The 23,966-nt window shown below is 42.4% G+C and carries 21 protein-coding genes; 11 read left to right on the top strand and 10 right to left on the bottom strand.

All coding sequences use genetic code 11. The annotated features are described in order from the left end of the window. Nucleotides 1-35: 35 nt before the first annotated feature. Nucleotides 36-284 carry a hypothetical protein gene (locus tag RM049_RS14735; RefSeq protein WP_322704683.1) on the top strand — a complete coding sequence of 83 codons (249 nt, stop codon included), beginning with the start codon at nucleotides 36-38 and terminating at the stop codon, nucleotides 282-284. A 409-nt stretch (nucleotides 285-693) separates the two neighbouring features. On the opposite strand, the gene dnaN is transcribed toward RM049_RS14735, so the two are convergent. Beyond that, entirely contained in the window at nucleotides 694-1,857 is a 1,164-nt protein-coding gene (gene dnaN, locus RM049_RS14730) for a DNA polymerase III subunit beta (RefSeq protein ID WP_322704682.1), read from the bottom strand. A gap of 545 nt (nucleotides 1,858-2,402) precedes the next feature. Here dnaN and RM049_RS14725 point away from each other — a divergent pair. The 3 genes from RM049_RS14725 (at nucleotide 2,403) to RM049_RS14715 (ending at nucleotide 5,436) form a co-directional block, all read left to right on the top strand. Then, on the top strand, nucleotides 2,403-2,843 hold the full coding sequence (locus RM049_RS14725) for a hypothetical protein (RefSeq protein ID WP_322704681.1): 441 nt from the start codon (nucleotides 2,403-2,405) through the stop codon (nucleotides 2,841-2,843). 258 nt (nucleotides 2,844-3,101) lie between these two features. Next, entirely contained in the window at nucleotides 3,102-3,536 is a 435-nt protein-coding gene (locus RM049_RS14720; protein ID WP_322704680.1) for a sugar ABC transporter permease, read from the top strand. Continuing rightward, the gene (locus RM049_RS14715; RefSeq protein WP_322704679.1) at nucleotides 3,505-5,436 is read left to right on the top strand and encodes a caspase, EACC1-associated type; all 1,932 of its coding nucleotides are present in this window, start codon (nucleotides 3,505-3,507) and stop codon (nucleotides 5,434-5,436) included. Before RM049_RS14720 ends, RM049_RS14715 begins: the two co-directional genes overlap by 32 nt. 131 nt (nucleotides 5,437-5,567) lie before the next feature. Here the strand turns inward: RM049_RS14715 and RM049_RS14710 are convergent, their stop codons facing one another. Together RM049_RS14710 and dnaA are read right to left on the bottom strand one after the other, a co-directional pair. Beyond that, nucleotides 5,568-6,146, bottom strand: coding sequence for a Uma2 family endonuclease (locus RM049_RS14710; protein WP_322704678.1), 579 nt, complete (start codon nucleotides 6,144-6,146; stop codon nucleotides 5,568-5,570). 448 nt (nucleotides 6,147-6,594) lie between these two features. Further along, a complete protein-coding gene (gene dnaA, locus RM049_RS14705) occupies nucleotides 6,595-7,977 on the bottom strand; it encodes a chromosomal replication initiator protein DnaA (RefSeq protein WP_322704677.1) in 1,383 nt (460 codons plus the stop codon). Between the two features lie 165 nt (nucleotides 7,978-8,142). Here dnaA and RM049_RS14700 point away from each other — a divergent pair, with 165 nt between their 5' ends. Both RM049_RS14700 and def read left to right on the top strand, forming a co-directional pair. After that, entirely contained in the window at nucleotides 8,143-9,387 is a 1,245-nt protein-coding gene (locus RM049_RS14700) for an HhoA/HhoB/HtrA family serine endopeptidase (protein WP_322704676.1), read from the top strand. 125 nt (nucleotides 9,388-9,512) lie between these two features. Then, nucleotides 9,513-10,043 (top strand): peptide deformylase, encoded by a 531-nt coding sequence (gene def, locus RM049_RS14695; RefSeq protein ID WP_322704675.1) that lies wholly within the window; start codon nucleotides 9,513-9,515, stop codon nucleotides 10,041-10,043. Nucleotides 10,044-10,158: 115 nt separating this feature from the next. Here def and RM049_RS14690 read toward each other — a convergent pair whose 3' ends face one another. Both RM049_RS14690 and RM049_RS14685 read right to left on the bottom strand, forming a co-directional pair. Further along, complete coding sequence (locus RM049_RS14690; RefSeq protein WP_322672847.1) at nucleotides 10,159-10,758, bottom strand: arsinothricin resistance N-acetyltransferase ArsN1 family B; 600 nt, start codon at nucleotides 10,756-10,758, stop codon at nucleotides 10,159-10,161. A 221-nt stretch (nucleotides 10,759-10,979) separates the two neighbouring features. Continuing rightward, entirely contained in the window at nucleotides 10,980-12,671 is a 1,692-nt protein-coding gene (locus RM049_RS14685; protein ID WP_322672848.1) for an NAD-binding protein, read from the bottom strand. Between the two features lie 266 nt (nucleotides 12,672-12,937). On the opposite strand from RM049_RS14685, the gene RM049_RS14680 reads away from it, so the two are divergent. From RM049_RS14680 to RM049_RS14670, 3 genes are all read left to right on the top strand, one after another. Then, a complete protein-coding gene (locus RM049_RS14680; protein WP_322704674.1) occupies nucleotides 12,938-14,035 on the top strand; it encodes a D-alanine--D-alanine ligase family protein in 1,098 nt (365 codons plus the stop codon). A 356-nt stretch (nucleotides 14,036-14,391) separates the two neighbouring features. After that, nucleotides 14,392-14,886: a hypothetical protein gene (locus tag RM049_RS14675; protein WP_322704673.1), complete on the top strand. Its 495-nt coding sequence runs from the start codon at nucleotides 14,392-14,394 to the stop codon at nucleotides 14,884-14,886. Between the two features lie 423 nt (nucleotides 14,887-15,309). Continuing rightward, nucleotides 15,310-15,501 carry a hypothetical protein gene (locus RM049_RS14670; RefSeq protein ID WP_322704672.1) on the top strand — a complete coding sequence of 64 codons (192 nt, stop codon included), beginning with the start codon at nucleotides 15,310-15,312 and terminating at the stop codon, nucleotides 15,499-15,501. 335 nt (nucleotides 15,502-15,836) lie between these two features. On the opposite strand, the gene RM049_RS14665 is transcribed toward RM049_RS14670, so the two are convergent. The 3 genes from RM049_RS14665 to RM049_RS14655 form a co-directional block, all read right to left on the bottom strand. Beyond that, a complete protein-coding gene (locus RM049_RS14665) occupies nucleotides 15,837-16,769 on the bottom strand; it encodes an alpha/beta hydrolase (protein WP_322704671.1) in 933 nt (310 codons plus the stop codon). Nucleotides 16,770-16,788: 19 nt separating this feature from the next. Further along, nucleotides 16,789-17,295 carry a DUF4112 domain-containing protein gene (locus tag RM049_RS14660; protein WP_322704670.1) on the bottom strand — a complete coding sequence of 169 codons (507 nt, stop codon included), beginning with the start codon at nucleotides 17,293-17,295 and terminating at the stop codon, nucleotides 16,789-16,791. A gap of 87 nt (nucleotides 17,296-17,382) precedes the next feature. Further along, a complete protein-coding gene (locus RM049_RS14655; protein ID WP_322672853.1) occupies nucleotides 17,383-18,282 on the bottom strand; it encodes a YihY/virulence factor BrkB family protein in 900 nt (299 codons plus the stop codon). 150 nt (nucleotides 18,283-18,432) lie between these two features. On the opposite strand from RM049_RS14655, the gene RM049_RS14650 reads away from it, so the two are divergent. Continuing rightward, nucleotides 18,433-18,894, top strand: a complete 462-nt coding sequence (locus RM049_RS14650) for a hypothetical protein (RefSeq protein WP_322702132.1) — start codon at nucleotides 18,433-18,435, stop codon at nucleotides 18,892-18,894. A gap of 58 nt (nucleotides 18,895-18,952) precedes the next feature. Here RM049_RS14650 and thrC read toward each other — a convergent pair whose 3' ends face one another. Beyond that, nucleotides 18,953-20,044 carry a threonine synthase gene (gene thrC, locus RM049_RS14645; protein ID WP_322704669.1) on the bottom strand — a complete coding sequence of 364 codons (1,092 nt, stop codon included), beginning with the start codon at nucleotides 20,042-20,044 and terminating at the stop codon, nucleotides 18,953-18,955. A gap of 933 nt (nucleotides 20,045-20,977) precedes the next feature. Here thrC and RM049_RS14640 point away from each other — a divergent pair. After that, on the top strand, nucleotides 20,978-21,172 hold the full coding sequence (locus RM049_RS14640; protein ID WP_322672856.1) for a hypothetical protein: 195 nt from the start codon (nucleotides 20,978-20,980) through the stop codon (nucleotides 21,170-21,172). A gap of 113 nt (nucleotides 21,173-21,285) precedes the next feature. Here the strand turns inward: RM049_RS14640 and RM049_RS14635 are convergent, their stop codons facing one another. Continuing rightward, the gene (locus RM049_RS14635) at nucleotides 21,286-23,661 is read right to left on the bottom strand and encodes a hypothetical protein (RefSeq protein ID WP_322704668.1); all 2,376 of its coding nucleotides are present in this window, start codon (nucleotides 23,659-23,661) and stop codon (nucleotides 21,286-21,288) included. Nucleotides 23,662-23,966: the final 305 nt, after the last annotated feature.

Raw genomic sequence — 23,966 nt, 5'->3', positions numbered from 1 at the left:
GCCATACCGGGCATTCCTTTACTGCCAATGTCTTGTTGAGTCAACAAACTGAGAATATTGAAAATACCTTGTGGTCGGCTGTTCGAGCTTTAGAGGAAAAAGTAACATTTTCGCGTGAAATGGCTGAACAAATGAAAAGTTATAATTTGCAGAAAGCAAGCATAAAATATGAAGATTATGCGCGTAATTTAGACAAAGAGGTGTCAATTATTCGCGGATTAATCCTCAACGGCTTTGCTACGAACCGAGACATTGTAGAGTCAACTCAAGAACAGCAAGAATAAGGAGAGACTTGCTTGTGTTGCGATCGCACCTCCTTTGATGTCAGTCGTCATTAGTGCTAGTGCTGACGATACACGAACAACCAGTGATATCGTGCCCGGTGGGTGAAAGACTTATCATTAAGACGGCAGGGAGCAGGGAGCAGGGGGAAAGAGGGTTTCCTGCTTTTTGCATAGATGACAGTAATTATAACTAATTAACCGGACATGATATGAACAGGCAAATCTCAAACAAAGCGCGATGGCAGCTTAAGCGCCCGCCTGATTGCGATCGCGATTTGTTAACGTGAGTTTGACGGACTAAAAAAGAGCAGGAGGTAGTGCAGGCAAGTCTTTAGGGTAAAGAGTACAAGCTCCGTTTCAGCCTCTCTCCCCTGCTCCCTGCTCCCTGCTCCCTTGCCTCTTTTGACCTCTAACTTCTAAGTTGCACCGGCATAGCTAAATACGTCATTTTCAAACCTCCCAATGGTGTAAAAATCACTGGAGTTAGGCTTTGATTTAAATGCATTTGAATTTCAGAAGATGGCAACTCTTTCAAGCCTTCCATCAAATATTTAATATTAAAGGCAATCTCGATATTTTCACCAGAAATTTGGGCAGGCATCGGCTCTCTACCACTGCCTACATCTTGAGCTTCACAAGATAAGGTAATTTCTTGGGCTTCGCTATCAATACTGAGTTTAACAATATTATTTTTTTGATCTGCTAACACAGCAATCCGCTCCAAAGTGCTGACAAACTGTCGCCGTTCGATTGTTACTTGTCGCTCAAATTGGCGGGGAATTAATTGTCGATAAGCAGGATATTGCCCTTCTAATGTGCGACTAGTCAAGCGTTGATTTTGCCATGCAAACACAACTTGACCTCGATCGAAATATAAAGCTACAGGTTCATCTGATGAGGCGCTATGAGCTAACATTCGTTGAAGTTCGCGTAATGCTCTAGCTGGTACTGTCACTTCTACTTGACTAGTTCCGCCTAAAGGACGCTCGTTGCTAGTTTCTACGACTGCGAGGCGATGTCCGTCTGTAGCTGCAAATTCTAGGGTGTCTTGTTTAACTGTTAAATGCACGCCAGTGAGTACTTGCTTGGTTTCATCAGCACTGGTAGCAAACAATGATCCGCGTAATCCTTCAATTAATGCGGTGGTGGTGAGATGAATTACTTCTGTATTTTCAATTACAGGGAGTTCGGGAAATTCTTCCGGCCCCATTGCTCGGACTTGGTAATGTCCACTCTTGGGTGTGAGTGTGACAATTAAACCTTCTCCACCAGATGTTGCACCTGTCAAGGCTGATTCATCGTCTAAAGTGATTTCGCCTTCTGGAAGACGAGAGGTGATGTCTACAAGTAACTTAGCAGGAAGTGCGATCGCCCCACTTTCCCATACCTCTGCGTTAAAGCTGGTGCGGATTCCCAAGCTGAGATCGAAGGCTGTTAAGCTTACTTGGTTAGTTTGGGCATCCGCTTGTAACAGCACATTGGCAAGTACTGGATGAGTTGGTCGTGAAGGTACTGCACGACTAACAAGTGAGAGGTTTGTACTGAGATCGCTTTGGGAGCAAACTAATTTCATAAGTCAGATACAGCTTGTGAAAGATATCCTAACATCCTTATGTTTATAGGCGATCGCTATTTGTTTGATTAGCGCTTAGGCGTAGTCCGCCACAAGTATCGCTTCTACGCTTCAAACTGTAATAATTGAAACACTTGCAACAAATATTCTTCCATGTATAAGAAACCCTTAAGTATTTCCAAAAAATATATAAGCATTTGCTGCAAAGGCTTAATACTTTGCAACACACATTCTTCCATGTATAAGAAACCCTTAAGTATTTCCAAAAAATATATAAGCATTTGCTGCAAAGGCTTAATACTTTGCAACACACATTCTTCCATGTATAAGAAACCCTTAAATCATTGCAGCATTTGTTGTAATGAACTTATAAATTTATTTACTACCTAAAATGTCAAAATAATCTAAGTAAAATTAATTAAACTTTGGGAGATGGGATGCCTACTATGGTCTATGTCTACGCAACTTATTTGTAGTATTTCCCCATGACATAAAATATATTTTTGTATAAAACAGTACTATAAATCTAGTAGCAGAGATGGATTATGGCACGTCGCAAAAGAAATTCCAGCGTTTTAGAACGAGCCGATCGCCGAATTGAAAGTTTACAATCTATCAGCGTAGAACTTGACTTTGGGGAAGGACTAACTATACAAGCTTATAATACGACAATTAACGATCTCCGGTCTAAGCTTGCTGCTTACAATACTGCTTTATCTACCATTGACAAACTCACTGATGACGTGAATAACGCAGAACAGGCTGTAATAACCATGTCAGAAAAAATGTTACTAGGAGTTGCCAGCCGTTACGGTAAAATCAGCCAAGAATACGAGATGGCGGGTGGTACTAGACGAGGTAATACCAAAAAGAAGCGAGGCGTACTAGGCAATTCCAAAGTCACCAATTCTTTAGCAGCCGATTCTATTCAGCCTTCTTCTGGAAATAAATCTATGAATGGGGTGTCGGGTGCAAATATAAGTTAGCTAAAATCCAATAGGAAAACAATACCTACCAAACGGGAGATTCACAACATCGTCACTCTCCCGTTCAAGGAGTTACCTCTTGGCTGAATCTATTTGAGTAACTTCAAGGCGAACGAATCGAAAATCAAGGTTTTTAACTCAGCAAAAGTGGGTTTTGCCTATGTAGCCACAAATTCTATTCGCTTGGTGTAATATCCGTAGCTCAAAAAATATTACAATTCATCAGAAATACTTTTAACACCACTAAGATGCTTCATAATGGCAACCACATCTAATGTTCAGGTGACTATTTCCCTGTCGGAACTGGGTTTAGACGAAGAGGAGTTGCAAGCAGAGACACAGAATTTGCTCCCACAGCTTAGAGAAGTTGATGGAGTAGAAGAAGTAGGTTTAGTGGCTGCAACAGAAGCCCCAGAGCATTCAAAAGTTGGTGGCGATTTTTTATGGCATTTGTTAAACGCACAAGTAAATCCAGCCAGTTTTAAGGCTTTATTTGGGTTTTTGAGCGATCGCTTTGGCAATAAACCAATTAAACTAGCACTCAAAGCACCTGATGGCAGAGAACTTAACTTAGAAGCCAGCAGTCGCAAAGAGTTTGAATTTGCTATGCAGCAAGCTCAGGATTTTCTGAACAATACAAAAAAGACACAAGATAGTAAAGATGGCGAAGGTAGCACTGCTAATCGGGATTAGTGAGTATGAGCCGGGGTTAAACTCGCTACCTGCTGCTGTTAAAGATGTCGAGGCGATGCAGCGAGTGTTAGTAAATCTAGAAATGGGTGGCTTTGCTGAAGCAGATATCACAGTATTGAAAAATCCTCAAAGGCAGGAAATAGAAGATGCTATCTACCACCTTTTCAGTAGCCGCCAGAAAGATGATTTGCTGCTATTTTACTTTTCTGGGCATGGAATTAAAGATGATAGAGGCAAACTTTACTTATCAACTCGTGCGACCAAAACACAAAATGGCAAACTGGTAACACCTTCAGCAGTTGCAGCTAGTGTTTTGCACGACAATATTAACGATAGCCGATCGCAGAGACAAGTTGTAATTCTCGACTGTTGCTTTAGTGGCGCGATCGCTCAAGGCATGAGTGTCAAAGATGCTGGTATCATCAATGTGCAAGAGCAACTAGGCGGTAAAGGCAGGGCAATCTTAACTTCTTCCACTTCTACCCAATATTCCTTTGAGCAAGAAGGCTCAGAACTCTCCATTTACACCCGCTATTTAGTTGAAGGTATTGAAACAGGTGCAGCCGATAAAGATACCGATGGCTGGATTTCTATTGATGAACTGCATGATTATGCCAGTACAAAAGTGCAAGAAGCTGCGCCTGCAATGACTCCCAAGTTTTACCCAGTTGAAGAAGGTCATAAGATTCTGTTGGCAAAGTCGCCTAAAGATGACCCAAGGCTGAAGTATCGCAGGGAAGTAGAAAATCGCATCAATCGCGGCAAGTTTACCATACCCGCTCGTCGGATGCTAAATTCGCTACGCCTCGAATTAAAACTTACCTCAGAGGTTGCCGATGCCATCGAAGCCGAAGTTAAACAACCTTATCAGGAGTATCAGCACAAATTAGAAGAATATGAAGCAACGCTGATTGAGGCAATTGCAGCTGAAACAACTCTAAGTGAAACTACATTTAATGACTTGAGAGATTATCAGCAATATTTAGGGCTGAGAGATGAAGATATAGCTTCAATAGAAAAACGAATTATTGGTCAGCAAAAACCGACTGTAGCCATAGAATCAAAGCCGTTTGAGTTTGAGGTAGTGACGGTAAATACTAAGGGAAAACCAATCAATCGTAGTCAGCAACGAGCCGAGTTTTTCTCAGAAAATTTGGGTAATGGTGTAGTTCTGGAAATGGTTGCAATTCCTGGTGGAAAATTCTTGATGGGTTCCTCAGAGAATGAACCAGAACGATCTTATTCTGAAAGTCCACAGCACACCGTCACCGTTCAACCCTTTTTCATGGGGAAATTTCCAGTTACACAAAGCCAATGGACTATTGTAGCTGCGCTGAAAAAGGTAAATATTGATTTAAATCCCGAACCATCCAACTTCAAAGGCGCTAATCGACCTGTTGAACAAGTCTCTTGGGATCATGCAATTGAGTTTTGTGCCAGATTGTCTAACAAGACTGGGAAAACCTATCGCTTGCCTAGTGAGGCAGAATGGGAATATGCTTGTCGTGCGGGAACGACTACCCCATTTTATTTTGGTGAGACGATTACAACTGATTTAGTGAATTATAACGGAAACAACATTTATAATTCTGGGACAAATGGTGAATTTCGTCAGCAGACAACAGATGTTGGACAATTTCCACCAAACCCCTTTGGTTTATTTGATATGCATGGCAATATATGGGAATGGTGTCAGGATGCTTGGCACGAAAATTATAACGGAGCGCCAACAGACGGCAGCCTTTGGGAGGGTGAGAATAATAATCGCAGCCTGCGTGGTGGTTCGTGGGGCGACAGCCCTGTGGGTTGCCGCTCGGCGTTTCGGGGCAATATTGCGCGTGAGAGTATGCTCGGCGGCTTGGGTTTTCGGGTTGTGGTTGCTGCTTCGCTCACGACTTAGTAGCCCTTTACACTTTTGCCCTTTTGTACTGTTCGCTTTTTTATTTTCCCTTCTTTTCTTCTTTCTCTCGCGCTCTGTGCGAGCAATGCTCAGAGTCAGTCCATATTACTGCATTGTTGCATAATTGGATTTTAGACTTGTCCAGCCGTCAATATTTGGACTGCGGTTATATCCAGCATTGGAAAAGTCTCTGACTTAATAATGTCTGTTCCCTGAAATACAGTTTCTTCATACAGTCCATCTACCAGAGTCAGCAGGGTAATTCGGGCTTTCTGGGCATCAACAATCCAGTATTCAGGGATACCTCGTGCGGCATACTCAGAACGCTTATAGCGGTAGTCTCTATCCTCATTTACCTTTCCAGGAGAGACGACCTCAACCACTAATGTTGGAGAAGGCATATCTGGAGTGATTGTCGCTCGTCCGCCTGCGATCGCTTCTAGTAACTCTTGTGTCAATATCATTAAATCAGGTAGCCGTACACGAGTGCGATTGCCTATGACCACGAGTTCTGTATCTTTATGCCGAATCAGTTGAATCGGGACAAACTTGAGAAACTGTGACAGTAGATAGAGAGAAATCAAGTTATTCTTATCGCTTTCCGGTGGCATTTCAACTAACTCTCCATCCACAAGTTCATAGCGAACATCTGTGCCATCATCATAGACAAGATACTCGTCCAGAGTGAGTTTTTTAATTGCTGTGGTCATAAACTTTTTACTTAATCATCACTCTAAACATAGATTTTACCTTTTTCTGATGGGCTACGTTCCACATTTTGGTGATGGTGTTTTGCCAATAGGACTACTATTTGATTTTTCAAAAGATACGTAGGGTGTGAGCGCGGAGAGTACGGCACCAAAGCCTTAAGAATGGTGCGTTATGGCTTACGCCTAACACACCCTACAAATACTGTTTCTGTTTGATATTAGGCAAGACTATCTGTGGAAAACTTGTGGAAAAACTCAATTACTTTTCCACAAGGTAATTATACTTAATTAAGTTTTACTAGCAAAATATCAAGTTTTCCACAGTTTTTTCCACAATCTAAGTTAAATTTAATCAATTTTTAGACGTTACTTAATATTCTTGACTAATTCTTGACCCGTCAAAGCTCATAATTCAGACTGCTGCTTGTGGAAAACTTACAATACATCTTCAAGATGGTTTTTGAGAACGGCTAGTCATATTGATGCGATCGCTCAATTCACGTAGAGTTTGTACTAAGGTGCGATCGCTCTCTTGAAGTTGGGTAATTTTATCGCAACTATAGATTACCGTTGTATGGTCTTTACCACCAAACTCCTCGCCTATTCTCGGCAAACTCAAAGCCGTGTGTTGGCGCATGAGATACATTCCTAATTGACGCGCCCAGCTAATCTCTCTTCGTCGCGAGTTACCTTTGAGGTCATCTATTGAAACATCAAAATTATCCGCCACCACCTTTAAAATTGCTTCTGGGGTAGCTGCCATTTTTTCGTTAGGCGGTTCTAAAACTGGCGTGATATTTTCTACCGTCATCGGTAAACCCCAAATAGAAATATAAGCCACCGCTCGAATTAAAGCTCCTTCTAATTCTCGAATATTAGAAGTATAGTTAGAAGCAATATACTCAATCACATCGCAGGGAAGATTAATATTTTCATCCTCAGCTTTTTTCTGCAAAATTGCCATTCTCGTTTCTAAATCGGGCTTTTGAATATCTGCAATTAAGCCCATAGAAAACCGAGAACAAAGACGTTCTTGCAAGCTAGGAATCTGGTTAGGCGGACGGTCGGAAGCAATGACAACTTGTTTACCAGCTTCATGTAGAGTATTAAAAGTATAAAAGAATTCTTCTTGGGTATACTCTTTCCCTTCAAGAAACTGAATATCATCCACTAATAAAACATCAGCCGCTCGGTAATGCTCTCGGAAACTTTGCATACTATCCTTACGGATGGCTGTAATTAAATCATTAGTAAACTGCTCAGTAGAAACATAAAATATTTTACAATTAGGAAAAATTGCATAGCGATAATGACCAATAGCTTGCATCAGATGAGTTTTACCCAAACCGACACCACCGCATAAAAATAAAGGATTAAACTCTTTACCTGGAGATTCTGCAACTGCTAAAGAAGCAGCATGAGCCATGCGATTATTAGCACCAACTACAAACCGCGAAAAGACATATTTAGAGTTTAAGTCAGTAGTTTGATGATTGCGATTAGGAACAGCTTCAGAAATACTGCTGGAATTTGGTGATTCCCAAGCAACCTCTCGTTCACTAAAATGAGAAACTTCATCACCTTGAGCAACAGTAATGTAAATTCCTACGGGATGACCGAGAATATCTTGGACTACATGAGCAATCGTATTGATGTAATACTTCTGTAACCAATTACGAGCAAATGGGTTAGGAGTGCGGATAACCAAACAATTATTTTCTAATCGCTCTGCACTAGCAGTTTTGATCCAAGTTTCAAAGGTAGGTCGGGATAGTTCAAGCTTTAGGCGCTCTAGTACCTGACTCCACAGACTTTCTATGGGAATTTCCATTATCCACCACCTTTGCTGCTAATCGTCACAATAGAAGAGAAAGCACTAATTTAGCATTGAGACACGCTAGACCTAAAATAAGCTTTTAAGTTGTAACCATTTTGGGACATACCCAGTAGGCAAGATCCTAACACCCACTGACTGACAAGGGAGAAGCAACGATACATGAAGATAACAAACCATCACTCAGCACCCAAAAAAATTAAAACCAGAGGCTTACCCCATAGGTTGTGGATGCTCTCATACGGGGTAGCAGTGGTGTTCCTGGGGAGCTGCTCTCTTTTACCTGCTAGGACTGTTGATAATCAGCAAAGCGATACTCAAGTCCAAAACACAACACAACCTAATCCGGCAATTGTCCCCCCGCCGATTTTTTCTTCATCTGGAGATCCTAATTTTGTCGTAAAAGTAGTGCAACAGGTAGGGCCTGCGGTAGTTCGCATTGATTCTTCCCGAACAATCACTTCTCGCGTACCAGACGAATTTAACAACGATCCATTTTTCCGACGGTTTTTTGGAGAGGGAACCCCACAGCCTAGACAAAGGGTAGAGCGCGGTAGTGGCTCTGGATTTATTATTAATTCTTCCGGTCAAATTGTTACCAATGCCCATGTCGTAGATGGTGCTGATAGAGTGACTGTTATACTCAAAGATGGCCGGACTTTTGATGGGAAAGTTTTGGGTGAAGACCCAGTAACGGATGTAGCAACGATCAAAATTAATGCGAATAATCTGCCAACTCTAGCTGTGGGTAACTCCGATGCTTTGCAACCAGGAGAGGCTGTAATTGCCATTGGTAATCCATTAGGCTTGAATAATACCGTCACATCTGGAATTATTAGTGCTACAGGGCGTTCTAGTAGCGATATCGGTGCAAGTGACAAGCGGGTTGATTACATCCAAACGGATGCTGCGATTAACCCTGGTAATTCCGGTGGGCCATTGCTCAATGCTCGCGGTCAAGTGATTGCAATGAATACAGCGATTATCCGAGGCGCTCAAGGCTTGGGATTTGCTATACCCATTAATACTGTGCAAAGGATTGCCCAAGAATTAATTGCTAAAGGCAAGGTGGATCATCCTTATTTGGGTGTGCAGATGGTGACATTGACACCAGAAAATAAAGAAAGAATCAAAAATGTCGCAGGCGATCGCTTAAATATTACAGCAGATGACGGCGTTTTGCTGGTTGAGATTGTGCCGCGATCGCCTGCATCTGTGGCTGGTTTACGAGTCGGTGATGTGATTAAAAGCATTAACAGCCAGCCTGTTACTAAAATTGAAGAAGTACAAAAGCTAGTAGAAAAGAGCAAAATCGGTACTAAATTACCCATAGAAGTGGAACGCAATGGGCAAATTGTCCAAGTAGGAGTTCAACCTGCTCCTTTGCCAGTCAGACGTGAAGGATGATGTTTGTCATTTGTCATTAGTCATTAGTCATTTGTCATTGGTCATTTGAAAAACAACTGACATACTCCACTCTCCAATGCCCCATGCCCCATGCCCAATTCCCCATTCCTAAAAGGAGTTTTATCATGACTGAATTAGCGCCAATAATTCAATTAGGCAATCCAACATTGCGCCAAAAAGCTGCTTGGGTTGAAAATATTCAAGATGAGCAGATTCAAAAATTAATTGAAGATTTAATCGCCACTGTTGCCAAGGCTAACGGCGTGGGAATCGCTGCGCCTCAAGTAGCACAATCCTATCGTTTATTTATTGTGGCTTCCCGTCCTAATGCCAGGTATCCCAACGCCCCAGAAATGGAACCTACTGCCATGATAAATCCCAAAATCATTGCTCATTCAACTGAAGTTGTCAAAGATTGGGAAGGTTGTTTAAGTGTTCCAGGAATTCGGGGGTTAGTTCCTCGGTATAAATCTATTGAAGTCGAATACACTGACTCTGAAGGCAATTTACAAAAACAAGAATTAACCGATTTTATCGCTCGGATTTTTCAACACGAGTACGATCATCTCGACGGTATTGTATTTGTAGATCGTCTAGAGAACACTCTTGATATGATTACTGAGCAGGAATACCAACAACGAGTAGTTAACAAATAAATGGGAGTGGGGAGTGGTGGTGAAAAAGCTAACGATTAACCTAACCCCCTAACCCCCTTCCCGACCTTTACGGAAAATTATGTATAAATGTTAAATAGCTAAGGGCAACACCAAGTTAAACGCGAAGTAGCAAGAGTCCACTTCTTAAAGCTTGATTCCACAGAGATGATTTTTGCACTTCTGGCAAAGAAAGAGGCTGATTTACTGATAACGGTGGCTCTTGTTGCAGAGATAATTGCCACCAGCCAACATCGTGCCATTTACTAAATTTATACCCAACTCTGTAAAAAACACCTAGAGGCGAAAAACCGACAGCCTCATGCATAGCTACACTTGCTGGGTTGGGTAAAGCGATCGCAGCAAAAACGTTATAAAATCCTTGGAGTTGCAGCAAGCCAAAAAGAGAAGTGTACAAAGCTTTAGCAACTCCTTTTCTGCGATATTCAACATTTACATACACGGATGATTCTACAGACCATTGGTAAGCAGCACGAGTCCGGTAGGGAGTAGCATAGGCATAACCTAGAATCTCACCGTTAATTTCACACACTAGCCAAGGCATCTGCTGTTGATAGTTATTGATGCGTTTTTCAAATTCCGTTTTGCTGGGAGGCTCTATCTCAAAGGAAATTGAAGTTTCCCACACAACTGGCGCATAAATTGCCAGCATTTTTAAAGCATCACTTTCGTTAGCTAGTCTAATTGCAGCTTTCACAACAGATCCTTTTTGGATTTTAATAATTCGCTAGAAACGAGGTTTGAAAAGGCTTTTGGCTTAAGTTTACATCAATGTCACGCATGAGGGTGCAATGACTGTGAGAATTAGACTTTTTGCAGAAATCGGGAAAAGGTTTGGTATTTTCCCTTTCCCCAATAAAGATGAGTCCCTTTTCCCACAAGAGTGCAAAAAGCACAAATGCCAAGAGGTCTATTGTCTTAAGCATGTGCTTCACAAACTTGCTCGCCCCGCCACAATTGATATAGCCGCGTCGCTGGCATTGTCATATATAAAACGTCACCATCACTGAGATTAGTTTCTAATAAATCCCAGCCGTGAAGAGTTTGGTGGTTTGTTTCTACGTACAAAGGTACACAGTCAGCAGACATTGCTACATCTTTCACCCATTGACCGCAAAAGACGTGTGAAGCTGTAATTACAGTGGCAAAAGCTACCCAAAGACTATCGGCTGTGATGCCATTGCCCAGGATACGTCCCCCTAGCGCAGCAGCAGCAAAAGCTGGCGCTGCTAATTCAGCCGGACTCAGCACTGCATCGAAGCCAAATAGCTGTTGGGCTATGCCAGCAAAATCAGGATCGCCATAATGAACAATCACCGGAATACTGGGTGCCAAACCTTTGGCTTTGAGGGCAATTTCCAAATTGGTAGCATCATTGCTAGTAACAGTAATCACTGCGGCAGCAGAGTTTATATTGCTAGCTTTGAGTATTGTGCGGAAGCTGGCATCACCCTGAATCACAGGAATACCGAGTTCGCGGGCGGTGTTGATATATTTACTGTTGGAGTCGGGTTCAACGACGACAACTTCATGTCCGCTGGCGTGGAGTTGCTGAACAATTCTCACCCCAATACCACTTAAGCCACAGACAATGTAGTGCGATCGCTGAGGAATTCGGGCTGCATCCCAAAATTGCTTAAAGCGGCTTCCTAAGACAAAATCCGTGAGCATGGCATACCAAATACCAATCACTACTGCTCCAATCAGCATCATCACAACAGTAAATAACTTAATACTGTTAGGAGCATTTTCTACTACTTTGTCATTACCACCGGCTCCGGTAATCATGCCGACAGAAAAATATAGAGCATCCACAGGAGACAAACTCAACTCAGCCGACATATAAGTGAATGTAGCGATCGCAATAACCGTCAATAGTGCAATAGCACCCACCACTACCGATCGCCCGTGTTCCTGAAACTGCCTAAAATTAGTCATAACTTTTAGCAGTTTTCTAATCAACGATCTCCGGGGGGAACGGATGCGGGGTTGTGTACCAATAATTATGCGATCGCCTACTTGAATCTCTTGGCCAGCTATGACAGCTGATACCAAATCCATCTCACCTTTGACTGGTAAGTAATAAATTAGCATCCGCGATCGGTCTGACCACAATTCACTCAGCTTTCGACCTTTCCAGAAGTGGTTTTGATCGATGTATTCTTCGTGAATTGGCCAAGTTTGCTGAAATAATTTAATTTGTCCGATCGCTCGGTTTCCCAGCGCTGCAAAGGTGAATACGGGTGCTGCTAATCCGACAACACTCATACTCAAATGGTCTGGCAAACTTTGATCTAGGCGCTCTCCTAAATTTGTATTATAAAAACGGTTGATAATCCGAATCTGGGGATTCAGCACCCGCGCTTGCATCATAATAGATAAATTCAGAGCATCTTTAGATCCAGCGATGACTAAAGTGTGTGCCTGTTGAATTCCTGCTGCTGTCAGGGTGGAAGCTGCTTGTAAATCTCCAACAATCACATCTCCTGCGGTTTCGCCGGGGATAGATTGGTGATGAATGCCAACAACGAAGGCTCCCTGATGTCTCAGCAGACGAAAGGTTTTATATCCGGTACGTCCTAAGCCACAAACAATAATTCTGGGTTTCATGAAACGGCAGCATCTTTTACAGGTAGGGCTGCATTTCTAGTTAGTTATCAATATTGTTGCCCATTTTCCTGGAATATTACTGTAGCTGACAACACGATTGTTTTAATTGGAGGCAGAAGGCAGGGGGCAGAGAAACAGAGGGGAAAAACTTACTGCAACTTCTCCCCTGCTCCCCCTGCCTTCCTCGATAAAATAATCTAGAAAAATATGGCAATTTTTGTAGGTTGTGATACGCTATCTGCTTGAGAAGTGTGGAGGAGCCGAAAATGACTAAGCTGCGGGTGGGGTTACTGTTTGGCGGTCGTTCGGGAGAACATGAAGTTTCGATCAAATCAGCACGGGCGATCGCTAACGCCTTGAGTGCCGGGGAAAATGCTAGTAAGTACGAAATATTGCCTTTTTACATCCAAAAAGATGGCCGCTGGCTAGCAGGAGAAGCACCCGAAAAGGTTTTAGCAACCGGCACTCCGCTACTGGAATCGGCATCAACTTCTGTTGGAAACCTGACATCCAACCCTCAAGCCCAAACTCTGAGCAATTGGCAATCTCCCTCTCAAGTTGCCCAAGTGGATATTTGGTTTCCCATCCTCCACGGCCCTAACGGTGAAGATGGAACAATTCAAGGGTTACTGACTTTGATGCAAGTCCCCTTTGTCGGTTCTGGGGTGTTAGGTTCGGCAATGGGAATGGATAAAATTGCCATGAAAATGGCCTTTGAGCAAGCGGGATTACCACAGGTAAAATACAAAGCGGTAACTAGATCGCAGGTTTGGTCTAATCCGTGCGTATTTCCGAAACTGTGTGATGAAATTGAGGCAACATTAGGTTATCCAGCTTTTGTCAAGCCTGCTAATTTGGGTTCATCAGTGGGTATTGCCAAAGTGCGATCGCGCCCAGAATTAGAAGCTGCTTTAGATAGTGCTGCCAGTTACGATCGCCGACTAGTTGTAGAAGCTGGAGTAGTCGCTAGAGAAGTTGAGTGTGCCGTTTTAGGTAACGATCGACCCCAAGCCTCTGTCATTGGAGAGATTACTTATGACAGCGATTTTTATGATTATGAAACTAAATATACTGAAGGTCGGGCAGATTTACTGATCCCCGCACAGCTTCCAGAGGCGATCGCCCGTCAAATTCAGGACATGGCTTTACAAGCTTTTGCCGCTGTTGACGCTGCTGGGTTAGCAAGGGTAGATTTTTTCTATGTGGAAGCAACACAAGAAGTATTTATTAACGAAATCAATACCTTACCAGGCTTTACTGCGACAAGTATGTATCCTCAACTCTGGGCACATAGTGGAGTCTCCTTTCCAGAATTAGTCGATCGGTTAATTCAACTTGCTCTTAAAAGACATTCTCCTAGCTGACAGAATAAATCAGCAAACTGATTTCAGATTAGTACGGTAAAAAGTCACAATAAATACAGAACTTTGGCAAAATTTAGCCAGATTTTGTAGCTGATGTTTTACAAAAAAGCTACTAAAATCTGAAATTTGTTACGGATACCTGATGCTTGACTCCTCCAGTACAATTTATTCACTAGAGGGGTACAAATCTGAAAGTAATCATGGAAAAAAGTCAGAGTGTACAGCGCGAGCGAACCCAATTTAAAAGGGCTACTCCAGAGCTGACAAACAGGAAATCGAGACTAAAAAACAGCTCGAATGTTCTGATATATCTGGTTGCACATCATCCTTGGCTATTGTTAACCGGGTGTTTAGCCATGTTTCTAGGTGGTGGTGCCTTTGCCTTATACAGCTTAGGTAATGCTGGCCCGGTAGCACAAGAAGAACCAGAAAAAATCCCAGTTATCGTTGAAGAACCAATCGGTGTGCCCTCTGAGAGTAGTAATCCTACACCTTTATGGATGGTTGCTGCGATCGTTCTCAGCTGTGGTGGTGGTTCTTTGCTGATTTTCCGAATGCTTAACCGCACAAAGCAACCGCAAAAAGTTCAAAAACAGGTTAATCGCCAGCAGGTACGCTTGGCACAGAAGCATTACCAAAAATTGGAACCAAATCTTCCCAAGAGTCAGCCAATTTTTGTGCCACAGCCACAACTAATGCCCCTGATGCAGATGCAACCTAAAACAAAGCATCTGGTAACTGTTCTCCCAGCAGAACACAAGCACCACCTGGATACGCGCACAGAATCCTTAGCAGAATTGATGGATCTTCGTAAAAATAGTTCATTGTCTGCTATTTTACGCCAGTCTTAATACTACGGTAAAGTAAACCCCGTTAAATTAACACTTTTTGCCAATTAGCTAGGCTTAGATTCCCGACTTTCTCTAAGAAGTCGGGAATCTTGTTATAGCGTTTTCCATTCAGATGTGGTACGAGGTCATATCGCAAGGTGTAGGGGCACGGTATGCAAAAATCTCGTTTCTAGCCAGAGGCTAGAAATGCTGCTCCTGGCGGCTCTGCCGCGAGTTCGGGAGGCTCTGCCTCCCATTAGGCATTCCCAGTCGGAGACTGAGAACGAGATAAAGGTGTAGGGAACATAACGTGCCCCTACTTAAACAAGAACCGCTATATGTACGAATAATTTATTTGCTATATAGCGGTTTAACTGCTTTTCAAAAGTTAGATATGAGCAATTAGGAAATTTAAAAACTTGCCAAAATGGCAACCAGCTTTTGATGATTCAAGTTAAATTGTATGAAGATAAACGACTTCAAGGGTTTGATTATCAGGGACTACCACCTAAGCGAATTCCTTTTGTAAAACACTATTTACCAAGTGATTTACAAAAACAAAAAGCTATCTCCAACAATTCTTTGCTAAATAAATTCAATAATCAGGTTTGGCATTTGCTGCAACAGGAATATTAAATGCGTGCAGGCGTTGTTGAACTACGCATTAGCCCCTAATAAGGGTAACGTCTGTATACATTCCTGTTCACTTCAGCAGCAAATGATAGAGTGGGAGTTTGAAAGCTGACTGATATGCTTCCTCCCACTCTCTTTTTATCGAAACAGAATTCAGGAGTCAGGATTCAGGAGTCAGAATGAATTTTGTGCAACTGGTATATAGCGCAACAGTAGCACTCCTGTACAAAAGCAAGCTACGCGCATCGTCTATCTGCAACACGCTGCGCGAAGTAGAGAGCGTCTGAATCACCAGATTAATATTACTGAATTCTGAATTCTGGCTTCTGAATCCTTCTTTAAAAGTTAGTATCTTGTAAAAACTCAAGAATCGTTTTATTCAACACCGCAGAAGCCCCAGTTGAGGCATCATGATAGCAGTTAGATAAAATCTGTAATTTAGAATTGGGGATATGTTGATGTAATTTTTTACCATGACTAGCAGGAAACCAACTATCTTGCTCACCCCACAAAACTAGTGTGGGACACTTAATTGCACTCAGGTTATTTTGAATTTTGGTGAGCATATTAGGCTTATTTGCTTGCCAATTCTCAATTTCTCGCGCGGCTATTTGTAACTCTTCGGCAACTTTTGCGATCGTACCAGGCAATTCAGTAAACGGGTAAGTTATCCAATAGATATCTTCCTGCGTTAAAATTGAGGGATCGAATAATACTCTACGTCTTTCTATTGCCATAACTTCTCTAAATAGAGGTGCAAACAAATATGTCAGACGTAAAGAATCAATTGTTTGCATTATTTCTAAAGGCATTTGGGCAAGCAACCACATAGACCAATGGGGTAGCTGTTCGGCAAAAACAGGTACGTTTACTACTATAAGCCGTCCGATTAACTGCGGGTTTTCTTGAGCAAGAGCAAGGGCAACTAATCCCCCTAGAGATTCGGCCACAATGACTGCGGGTTCATTACATAATGCCTGAATAATTCTTTGAAACTCAATAACTTGATGACCGTTGTGTTCTTTACGAGACAATGGTTTTTCAGAAAAACCAAAACCTTTGGCATCAAAACAAATTACTCGGTAATATTTAGATAATGCTGCTACGCTGTGCCGCCAATTGTAGCTCCAACTCCCCATACCATGTAATAAAATTAGCGGTTTACCTCTACCTTTTTCGCCATAAGCAATTTGTACGGGATACCCTTTAGCATCACTAATAACTAAACTTTGCCGCCCTTTGGGAAAAGTAGCTTGCCACCAATCTTTCATTCTTTTATCAATAAACAATTTAACCGCCTGTAAAAACGCTCCACAGGATTCTAATTAAGATCACAGGCAATGCTACTAAGACAATGGAGATGAGCAATAATCCAGCCAAAACGGCAAAGATAAACCATCTGTCTGCACTCTTTTGCTCGCTAGGAAACTTTAAGTATTCTTCCAAGAGCTTGATATTATTAGTGTTAGCTCTCCAGGCAAAATCAAAAAAGTCTCCCAAAACTGGGACAGCTCCTACCAAGCCATCAATGATTACATTCAAAACCATTTTACCTAGAGTGGCTCTAGATACGCCTAACCGTGCTGCTTCTAGAATGATGTAGCTAGAAAACATTATTCCCAAAAAATCACCACCAATCGGTATGAATCCTAAAATTGGATCTAAACCAAAAGCAATCTTTGTGCCAGGAATGGTAATAACATTATCCAGCAGCCGACTTAGCTGACGCAGGCGCTTCAAAGTGGGTGCTTTGGCATCAGGTTCAATCATCGGAAATCGAGGAGGAGAATCAGGCATGGAGGCGATCGCTTACTTTGTATTGAATCGTTAGATATTTTACTCCCCTACTGAGCTTTTGAAATCATTTTCTCAGGGATTTACGAATTAATATTTTACTTTCGATTGCGGCTGGGCTTTTAAGCGCATATCTTCGCCGACAGTCACGTTTAACTGATCGCCGATTAACAGAACAGCAGCACTCATTGACAGCCAGAGCATTAAAACTATCACTGCTCCTACAGCACCATATACTTTATTATAATTGCCAAAATTCGCCACATACAGCCGAAATAGGGCAGACAACATTGCCCAAAAAACAGCTGCTAAAATTGCTCCAGGCATCATTGGCGTGCCTGAGTTCCACTTGCTTGGGCCATAGCGATAGACAAAGCCAAAGGCGACAGCAACAATACTTAAAGCTAAAGGCCAGCGTAACAGTAGCCAAATATGCAACAAAAAGATCAAAGAACTATTTTCGCGCACTACTATTCCCAAAAGCCAGTCGCTAGTAAACACTGAGAAAGAAGCCAAGACTAAAAGCAACATAGTACCGACTGTTAATCCCAGAGAGACAAGCTTGGCTTTCCAAAAGGGACGGATGTTTTCTGAGGGAATTTGATGGATTTGATCGAGGGCTGTCATTGCGGTACTCACCGCCCCAGAAGCAGTCCAAATTGCTAATACAAAGCTTAGAGAAAATAAACCACTGTTTTTGGAGTTAGTAATTTCTGTAGTAGCAAAATCACGAATCAGCTCCAAGGCTTGATCGGGTAGGACTTGACTTAGTTGTGCCGCCAGCTGTTTAAAGGTATTTTGTAAAGATTCTGCCAATAAGCCAATGGCTGTGATGATAGCAAGAATTGCTGGAAACAGCGATAGCATGGCATTAAAGGCGATTTCCGAGGCAAGTCCAAAAAGTCGCCTTTCGATTGTTCGGGAAAAAGTTTTTTTAATCGTGCGCCAATTGAGGTGGCCAAAGAAGCGAAAAAAACGAAGCTTTGGCATAATTTAGAGTTAAAACTGGTTGGGTTGATTAACTACTGTGCTAAATTTTGCGTAGCGATCGCATCTGTCTTTCTACCGCAAGAATACCGAGTCAAGAGTTTCTAACTAATGACCATTGACCAATGACTAATGACTAATGACTATTAATGTATGAATCAAGATTTAACACAACAGTGGTTGACAGAAATCCAGGTAATCAAAGAGCAGATGGCACAGCTGCAACACGAGCGCGATACAGCTTGGGAAAGTGCCCAAAAATGGCGTCAGCTTTACAATACAGAAGCAGAACAACGCCGTACAGATACTCAACTTTCCCAACAGACGATCGCCTCCCTCAAGGCAGAACTGCATAAACTCCAAGGTTTTGAAATAGAAACACTAGCTGCTGGGACACCAGTAGCTATCCAACAAGAAATAGAACAGCTAAAATCTGTGGAAGACTTGCAAGCTAAACTGATCGCCGCAATTAAAGAACGCGATCGCCTCTTGCAAGCTTTGAAAACTGAGCAAGACAACCATACCCAAAGCCGCAATAGCCTTACTACTGCCTTGGGTGATGCTATTGATAGCTTGACGCAAGAGCGAGCAGGAGCAGCGAGAAAGGGGGAGTAGGGGAGCAGGGGAGCATAAGGGAGAAATAACCAATGCCCAATGCCCAATGCCCAATGCTTTAAAATCCCATTGCCTTGGCTACTGCGCCCAGTTCTGCTGCGATACCTTGTTGAAATTGACTTTGATTGTGTTTAATGGCTGTATCTGGGTCTTTTAGTCCATTGCCTGTGAGGACACAAACCACTGTCGCACCTGTGGGAACTTGGTCTTTTACCTGTAACAACCCGGCTACAGAAGCGGCGCTAGCAGGTTCGCAGAAGATACCTTCTGATGCTGCCAAAAGTCGATAAGCGTCGAGAATTTCGGCATCGGTAACGGCGTGGAAATTCCCCTGACTGGCGGTTTGGGCTGCGATCGCTAACTCCCAACTTGCAGGATTGCCAATGCGAATTGCTGTCGCTAGGGTTTCGGGATGCGCCACTGGCTGACCGTGTACTAAAGGGGCTGCTCCTGCGGCTTGGAATCCCATCATCCGGGGTAGGCGATCGCACTTTCTGGCTTGATGATATTGACAAAATCCCATCCAATATGCTGTGATATTCCCCGCATTTCCCACAGGAATACACAACCAGTCTGGTGCGTCACCCAATGCATCGACAATTTCAAAGGCTGCTGTTTTTTGTCCTTCTAACCTGTAGGGATTGACCGAATTCACCAAAGTGATCGGATAGCTTTCGGCCATCTCGCGGACAATTTCTAGGGCTTGGTCAAAATTACCTTTAATTGCCAATACTTCTGCGCCATATAGTAATGCTTGAGCTAACTTGCCCAGTGCCACATAACCGTCGGGAATCAGTACAAAGGCATTCATGCCTCCCCGTCTAGCATAAGCGGCGGCGGCGGCTGAGGTATTGCCCGTGCTAGCACAAATTACTGCTTTTGCCCCTGCTTCCTTGGCCTTGGAAATTGCCATAGTCATTCCCCGGTCTTTGAAGCTGCCGGTGGGATTGAGACCGTCATATTTTACAAAAACCCGTACTTGTCTGCCAATGCGTTCTGCGATCGCTGGCGCTGGTATTAGAGGTGTATTGCCCTCCAATAGAGTCACAATCGGGGTTTTTTCGCTGACAGGCAAGTATTCGCGATAGGCTTCTATCAGTCCGGGCCAGGGTTGGCGATGAGATGTAGCAACAGACAGGCTCAAAGTCACGGGATTTAAAATTTCTTAATGTAAGGATTGGATATTTAGAAAGGGTGGGATCGGGAAGCGCAAAATGGGAAAGAGGAAGAAAGTAGATTTTTCGTTACCAGTTGCCTATTCAGAGTTCCCTAATCCAAAATAATCTTGTTAAGAATATTATTTTTTGTGGTGCAGGCGTTTCACTTGCTATTTTTATTTAGAACGTTAATTTATCATAAACCGCCACGGCGACCTTCGGTTCAACAAATTACCTTAGAGGAGAATGACGAGATGAAAAATCATCTGTAAATCTATAGGACTCTTATTTTATTTTTTAACAAGACTGAGTACGTATTTATCCTATTGCTTATTCCCTGTTCTCTGTCTATAGAAGTAAATTTAGAAATCAAGCCTAATTCCCATATCAGACTTATGTCATAACTCTCTGAAACTCTTATTTATCCGTGTTTAAAGTTGCGTTTAGTGAATTATTTTATTCAAAATTATCTATGTATTTTCACACCCTATACGTTTCAGTGAAGATAGGAAAATACTTAAGAGGCTGTCTCTTTTTGATGTTAGCCTTCCACCTCCCTTTCTACGAGAGATTGCACCAAATGCAAGTGCTTCGCCCTAGGTTTTTTCATGATTTAGCATAATTCTTGATATAGTCTACATATAATTTCTTGCGTAAATTCCCTAAAAACGGCGATAATCATTAGTACAACCATAATTGACAGACTATAAATTAACTACTCCTAAGTACCGTCCAGCGGAAGGAAGCTTTACACACTTGAGTCAGTGTTTTTTTGGAACACAGCGATTATAATCACCGTCTTTTATGATTGAACGCAAAATCCATTAGAGTAATTGATTGAAAATATACAATAATGTAATAAAGCTTAAAAGAGCATTATTATAATATTTCTAATGGTGTGAGTTAAATAGTGGATTTAATTAGCGATGCCTACTTATTTATCTAGTGTTTCCGATGGCGAGTCCCAGACTGCCTGGGTCAGTAAGTTAACCAAGTCTTATTATCAAGACGATCAGCAAGCTAAATTGATGCATTTACAAGCAGAGGTAGACTCTCTGTTGCAGCAATTGGAAAATCTGAAGCACCAACGTTTAGCCGAAACCAACCAAAAAGAAGAATAAGTCAGTCTTCTAGATAGCGATTAGATAGCGATGTCTACGACGGGCTATTCGGCGTCGCTTTTCTCCTCTTTAATTTAAATTTGAGTAAAGGGGAAATTTGAGTCAGGGGTGCGTTATTCAAAGCGCTGATTTTTCTCTGACCAGCGCCTCAAACTGTAGTTATGAGCATTTTCTACCAGTAAAGCTAAGGATTGCACCCCTGAAAGCTTGGCGATCGCAGACAGTCTTTGTAAGTAATTTCCTGTAAAATCAGTGTAAATAACTTTATTTACATCAGACAAAATTATAGTCCGGTCGCGGCGCTGCTCTGTGTTTTCTCTTTGAATTTCAGGTGTCCCCTGATTCAAGGATGCTATTGCTTCTGGTGAAATAGTTAGGATTATTTCTGGTTGAGCGTTATTTGTTAAATCAATCACTTGAACGGGCCAATCACCCAATTTTTCCTGCATCTGTTCAAAGCTGGGAATAGCACCAACCGGAAATTCACCAGATTGCTGCAAAGATTGCCACAAACTCGATAACATTACCTTTACCCCTTGGGGATTTTGTTGATGCAGCTCTCGTAGAGTAATAGGAGATGGTTGCACCCATTCCAATGCTGCATTTGTCAAAGCTAAAGGTTTGGGTTGGAGAACATCGTTTGGATTATCTGGAATTTTGGGGCCAGCAGCTAATAGGCGCAAAACTTTACCCCGTAGTTGCACCGCTTTGATAGCGGCTATAGTAATTTTTTGTTCTCCATTTGGCAACCAGACTACAATCTGGATTTCCGGGTCAGAACTGATTCCCAAAGTTTTCCAGAGAAATTTGGCGGCGTCAGTTTTCGGTGGGTTGAAATTATCAAAGGGGAAATTTAGCCAGCGTTTCCCGTCATTAAATGCACTCACCTCCACCTGATACCAAACTTGGTTATCCGTAAGTTTCAAATCTGCTGGGGAATTTGGTTGCAGCCATTCGGTGTTAGTAACTTGAGTGATTGGTTGCACCGTACCAACAATCTGACTAGGGTGAGTAGAGGATATTTGCGATGTACCCTTACCATTGAGTCTTGCCAACAGACCTTGAATATAGTCAAGATTCTCTTTTGTAATTTTTGGTTGCGCCTTTAACCAAGAATTAGCATGTCCTTCTCCTCGCTGAACTGCTAAAATCAACGCGAACCAAGCTTGCACCTCTCGTCTATTTGGGTTTACCTGCAACGCTGCTGCTGTGCGATTCCACAACCGTTTTTCATCAGATTTAAGTAGAGTAGCAATTTCTTGGGCATTATGTGGCGACGCTTCAAACACCTGTAAAGCTTTCTCCCAGCGACCATCAATCAAATCTGCCAGCACTTCTTGACTAGGACTTGCCCAAATTTTCTGGGCTTGGGTTTTAGTAAGTTGGGAATGCAAGCGAATCAAATCCATTTGCGCTTGCGCCGTTTCTGGTAAAACTCCTTTGTGCTGTTTCTTGATAAATTTCAACCATTCAAAAGCTGGTGTCCACAATCCACTACGGGCAATTGACAAGGCACTTTGGTATCCAGAATCCTTGAAGGTCGATGATTGGAGGCTAATCGCCTCCAATTGAATTGGTTTGAGGAATAACTTCAGAGGTTTGACTTGGTAAACCTGTAAATGCGGTTCTAAACCTACTGTTTGATCGATAACTAACTCTTTTGTACCATCACCAGTTACCTGCTGCCATTTCGGCAATTGTCCGTTAGGACTAGTCCAAGACAACATTTGTAGTAAGTTTGTGCGTTCTGGATTGTAGTATACGACGTAACCGTAGCGGATCGTATCAGTTGCTTGTTGGCGTTTACCCCGCAAATCAAACCAAACCCCTGATGATGGTGTCTTACCTTCAAAGCGTTGCACTTCAGTTAAAGGTAGGGAAATACTGATATCTTGGGGTTCTGAAGTTCCATCAAGCAAAGAAGAAATCACAAAGGATTCATCTGGGCCAGTTACAGATAATTGAGTCGCTAAATAGTAGTAATTTTCTGACTGAGATTTAAACTCTAACTCTTCTGAGCGTTCGTAAACCCTGAGTTCCACCAGTTCTTTACAATCAGATTGACAATTAGCACGTTGTTGCAAAACTGGTAGTAAAAATGAGGTTTTCACATCTTGATTTAAAGGCAGAGTTTCCCCAAATATTTGGTTTTTTTTACTCAAATCCAGTTGAATTTGTTTGAGAGTTTGGGGGCGTTCGTGTTTACCAAGGGGAATTTGTGCCCATGCAGGTAAAATTTTATTTAGCCAGCTTACTTCGTCTGGATTGAAGATGAAGAGAACACTAATCCAGGCAAAAGCCATAATTAGACTAGCACTACTTAAGATAATTGCGTAGTTTGCCGCCGTAGGCATCGCTAATATTGATGACAACCAACTTCCTCGTTTTAGCTTTTTCTGGGGTTTTTTAGCGACGCGTTTCATCGCACCAGCAGGAGGTTGATTTAGTTTAGAGGCTTTTGGCTTCAGCTTGCGTGAACGATTTGCCATAGATTGGGGATTAGGGATTAGGGATTGGGGATTGGGGATTAGGGATTGGGTATTAAGAAAACTCTTTCCTAATCCCCAGTACCTAGTCCCCAGTACCCAGTCCCCAGTAACCAGTCCCCAATACCCAATACCCTGTTATACTCGCCCTTTCAAAAGTTGCCCAGAAGCATTAAGTCTAATTTGGGACAAAATCCGTAAATGTCCCCATGTGAACCCTAGATAATCGCGAATACACTCTTCACTTAAGTATGTGAGCAGAGTGTAAAAAATTGAAAGGTAGACTTATTAGCCGCAGTTATCGCAAA

This window comes from Nostoc sp. DedQUE04, from assembly GCF_034530995.1.
Classification (GTDB): domain Bacteria; phylum Cyanobacteriota; class Cyanobacteriia; order Cyanobacteriales; family Nostocaceae; genus Nostoc.
Note: the sequence above shows the minus strand (reverse complement) of the source record. Positions and strands in the feature narration are given on the sequence as shown.

What these genes read in the sequence shown, in the direction of transcription:
- RM049_RS14710 (WP_322704678.1), bottom strand. Translation starts at nt 6,146, where the DNA reads ATGACCACAGCAATTAAAAAACTCACTCTGGACGAGTATCTTGTCTAT.
- RM049_RS14675 (WP_322704673.1), top strand. Translation starts at nt 14,392, where the DNA reads ATGTTTCTAGGTGGTGGTGCCTTTGCCTTATACAGCTTAGGTAATGCT.
- RM049_RS14640 (WP_322672856.1), top strand. Translation starts at nt 20,978, where the DNA reads ATGCCTACTTATTTATCTAGTGTTTCCGATGGCGAGTCCCAGACTGCC.
- RM049_RS14720 (WP_322704680.1), top strand. Translation starts at nt 3,102, where the DNA reads ATGGCAACCACATCTAATGTTCAGGTGACTATTTCCCTGTCGGAACTG.
- RM049_RS14685 (WP_322672848.1), bottom strand. Translation starts at nt 12,671, where the DNA reads ATGAAACCCAGAATTATTGTTTGTGGCTTAGGACGTACCGGATATAAA.
- dnaA (WP_322704677.1), bottom strand. Translation starts at nt 7,977, where the DNA reads ATGGAAATTCCCATAGAAAGTCTGTGGAGTCAGGTACTAGAGCGCCTA.
- RM049_RS14635 (WP_322704668.1), bottom strand. Translation starts at nt 23,661, where the DNA reads ATGGCAAATCGTTCACGCAAGCTGAAGCCAAAAGCCTCTAAACTAAAT.
- RM049_RS14680 (WP_322704674.1), top strand. Translation starts at nt 12,938, where the DNA reads ATGACTAAGCTGCGGGTGGGGTTACTGTTTGGCGGTCGTTCGGGAGAA.
- RM049_RS14660 (WP_322704670.1), bottom strand. Translation starts at nt 17,295, where the DNA reads ATGCCTGATTCTCCTCCTCGATTTCCGATGATTGAACCTGATGCCAAA.
- RM049_RS14650 (WP_322702132.1), top strand. Translation starts at nt 18,433, where the DNA reads ATGAATCAAGATTTAACACAACAGTGGTTGACAGAAATCCAGGTAATC.
- dnaN (WP_322704682.1), bottom strand. Translation starts at nt 1,857, where the DNA reads ATGAAATTAGTTTGCTCCCAAAGCGATCTCAGTACAAACCTCTCACTT.
- RM049_RS14670 (WP_322704672.1), top strand. Translation starts at nt 15,310, where the DNA reads ATGATTCAAGTTAAATTGTATGAAGATAAACGACTTCAAGGGTTTGAT.
- RM049_RS14700 (WP_322704676.1), top strand. Translation starts at nt 8,143, where the DNA reads ATGAAGATAACAAACCATCACTCAGCACCCAAAAAAATTAAAACCAGA.
- RM049_RS14715 (WP_322704679.1), top strand. Translation starts at nt 3,505, where the DNA reads ATGGCGAAGGTAGCACTGCTAATCGGGATTAGTGAGTATGAGCCGGGG.
- def (WP_322704675.1), top strand. Translation starts at nt 9,513, where the DNA reads ATGACTGAATTAGCGCCAATAATTCAATTAGGCAATCCAACATTGCGC.
- RM049_RS14665 (WP_322704671.1), bottom strand. Translation starts at nt 16,769, where the DNA reads ATGAAAGATTGGTGGCAAGCTACTTTTCCCAAAGGGCGGCAAAGTTTA.
- RM049_RS14725 (WP_322704681.1), top strand. Translation starts at nt 2,403, where the DNA reads ATGGCACGTCGCAAAAGAAATTCCAGCGTTTTAGAACGAGCCGATCGC.
- RM049_RS14655 (WP_322672853.1), bottom strand. Translation starts at nt 18,282, where the DNA reads ATGCCAAAGCTTCGTTTTTTTCGCTTCTTTGGCCACCTCAATTGGCGC.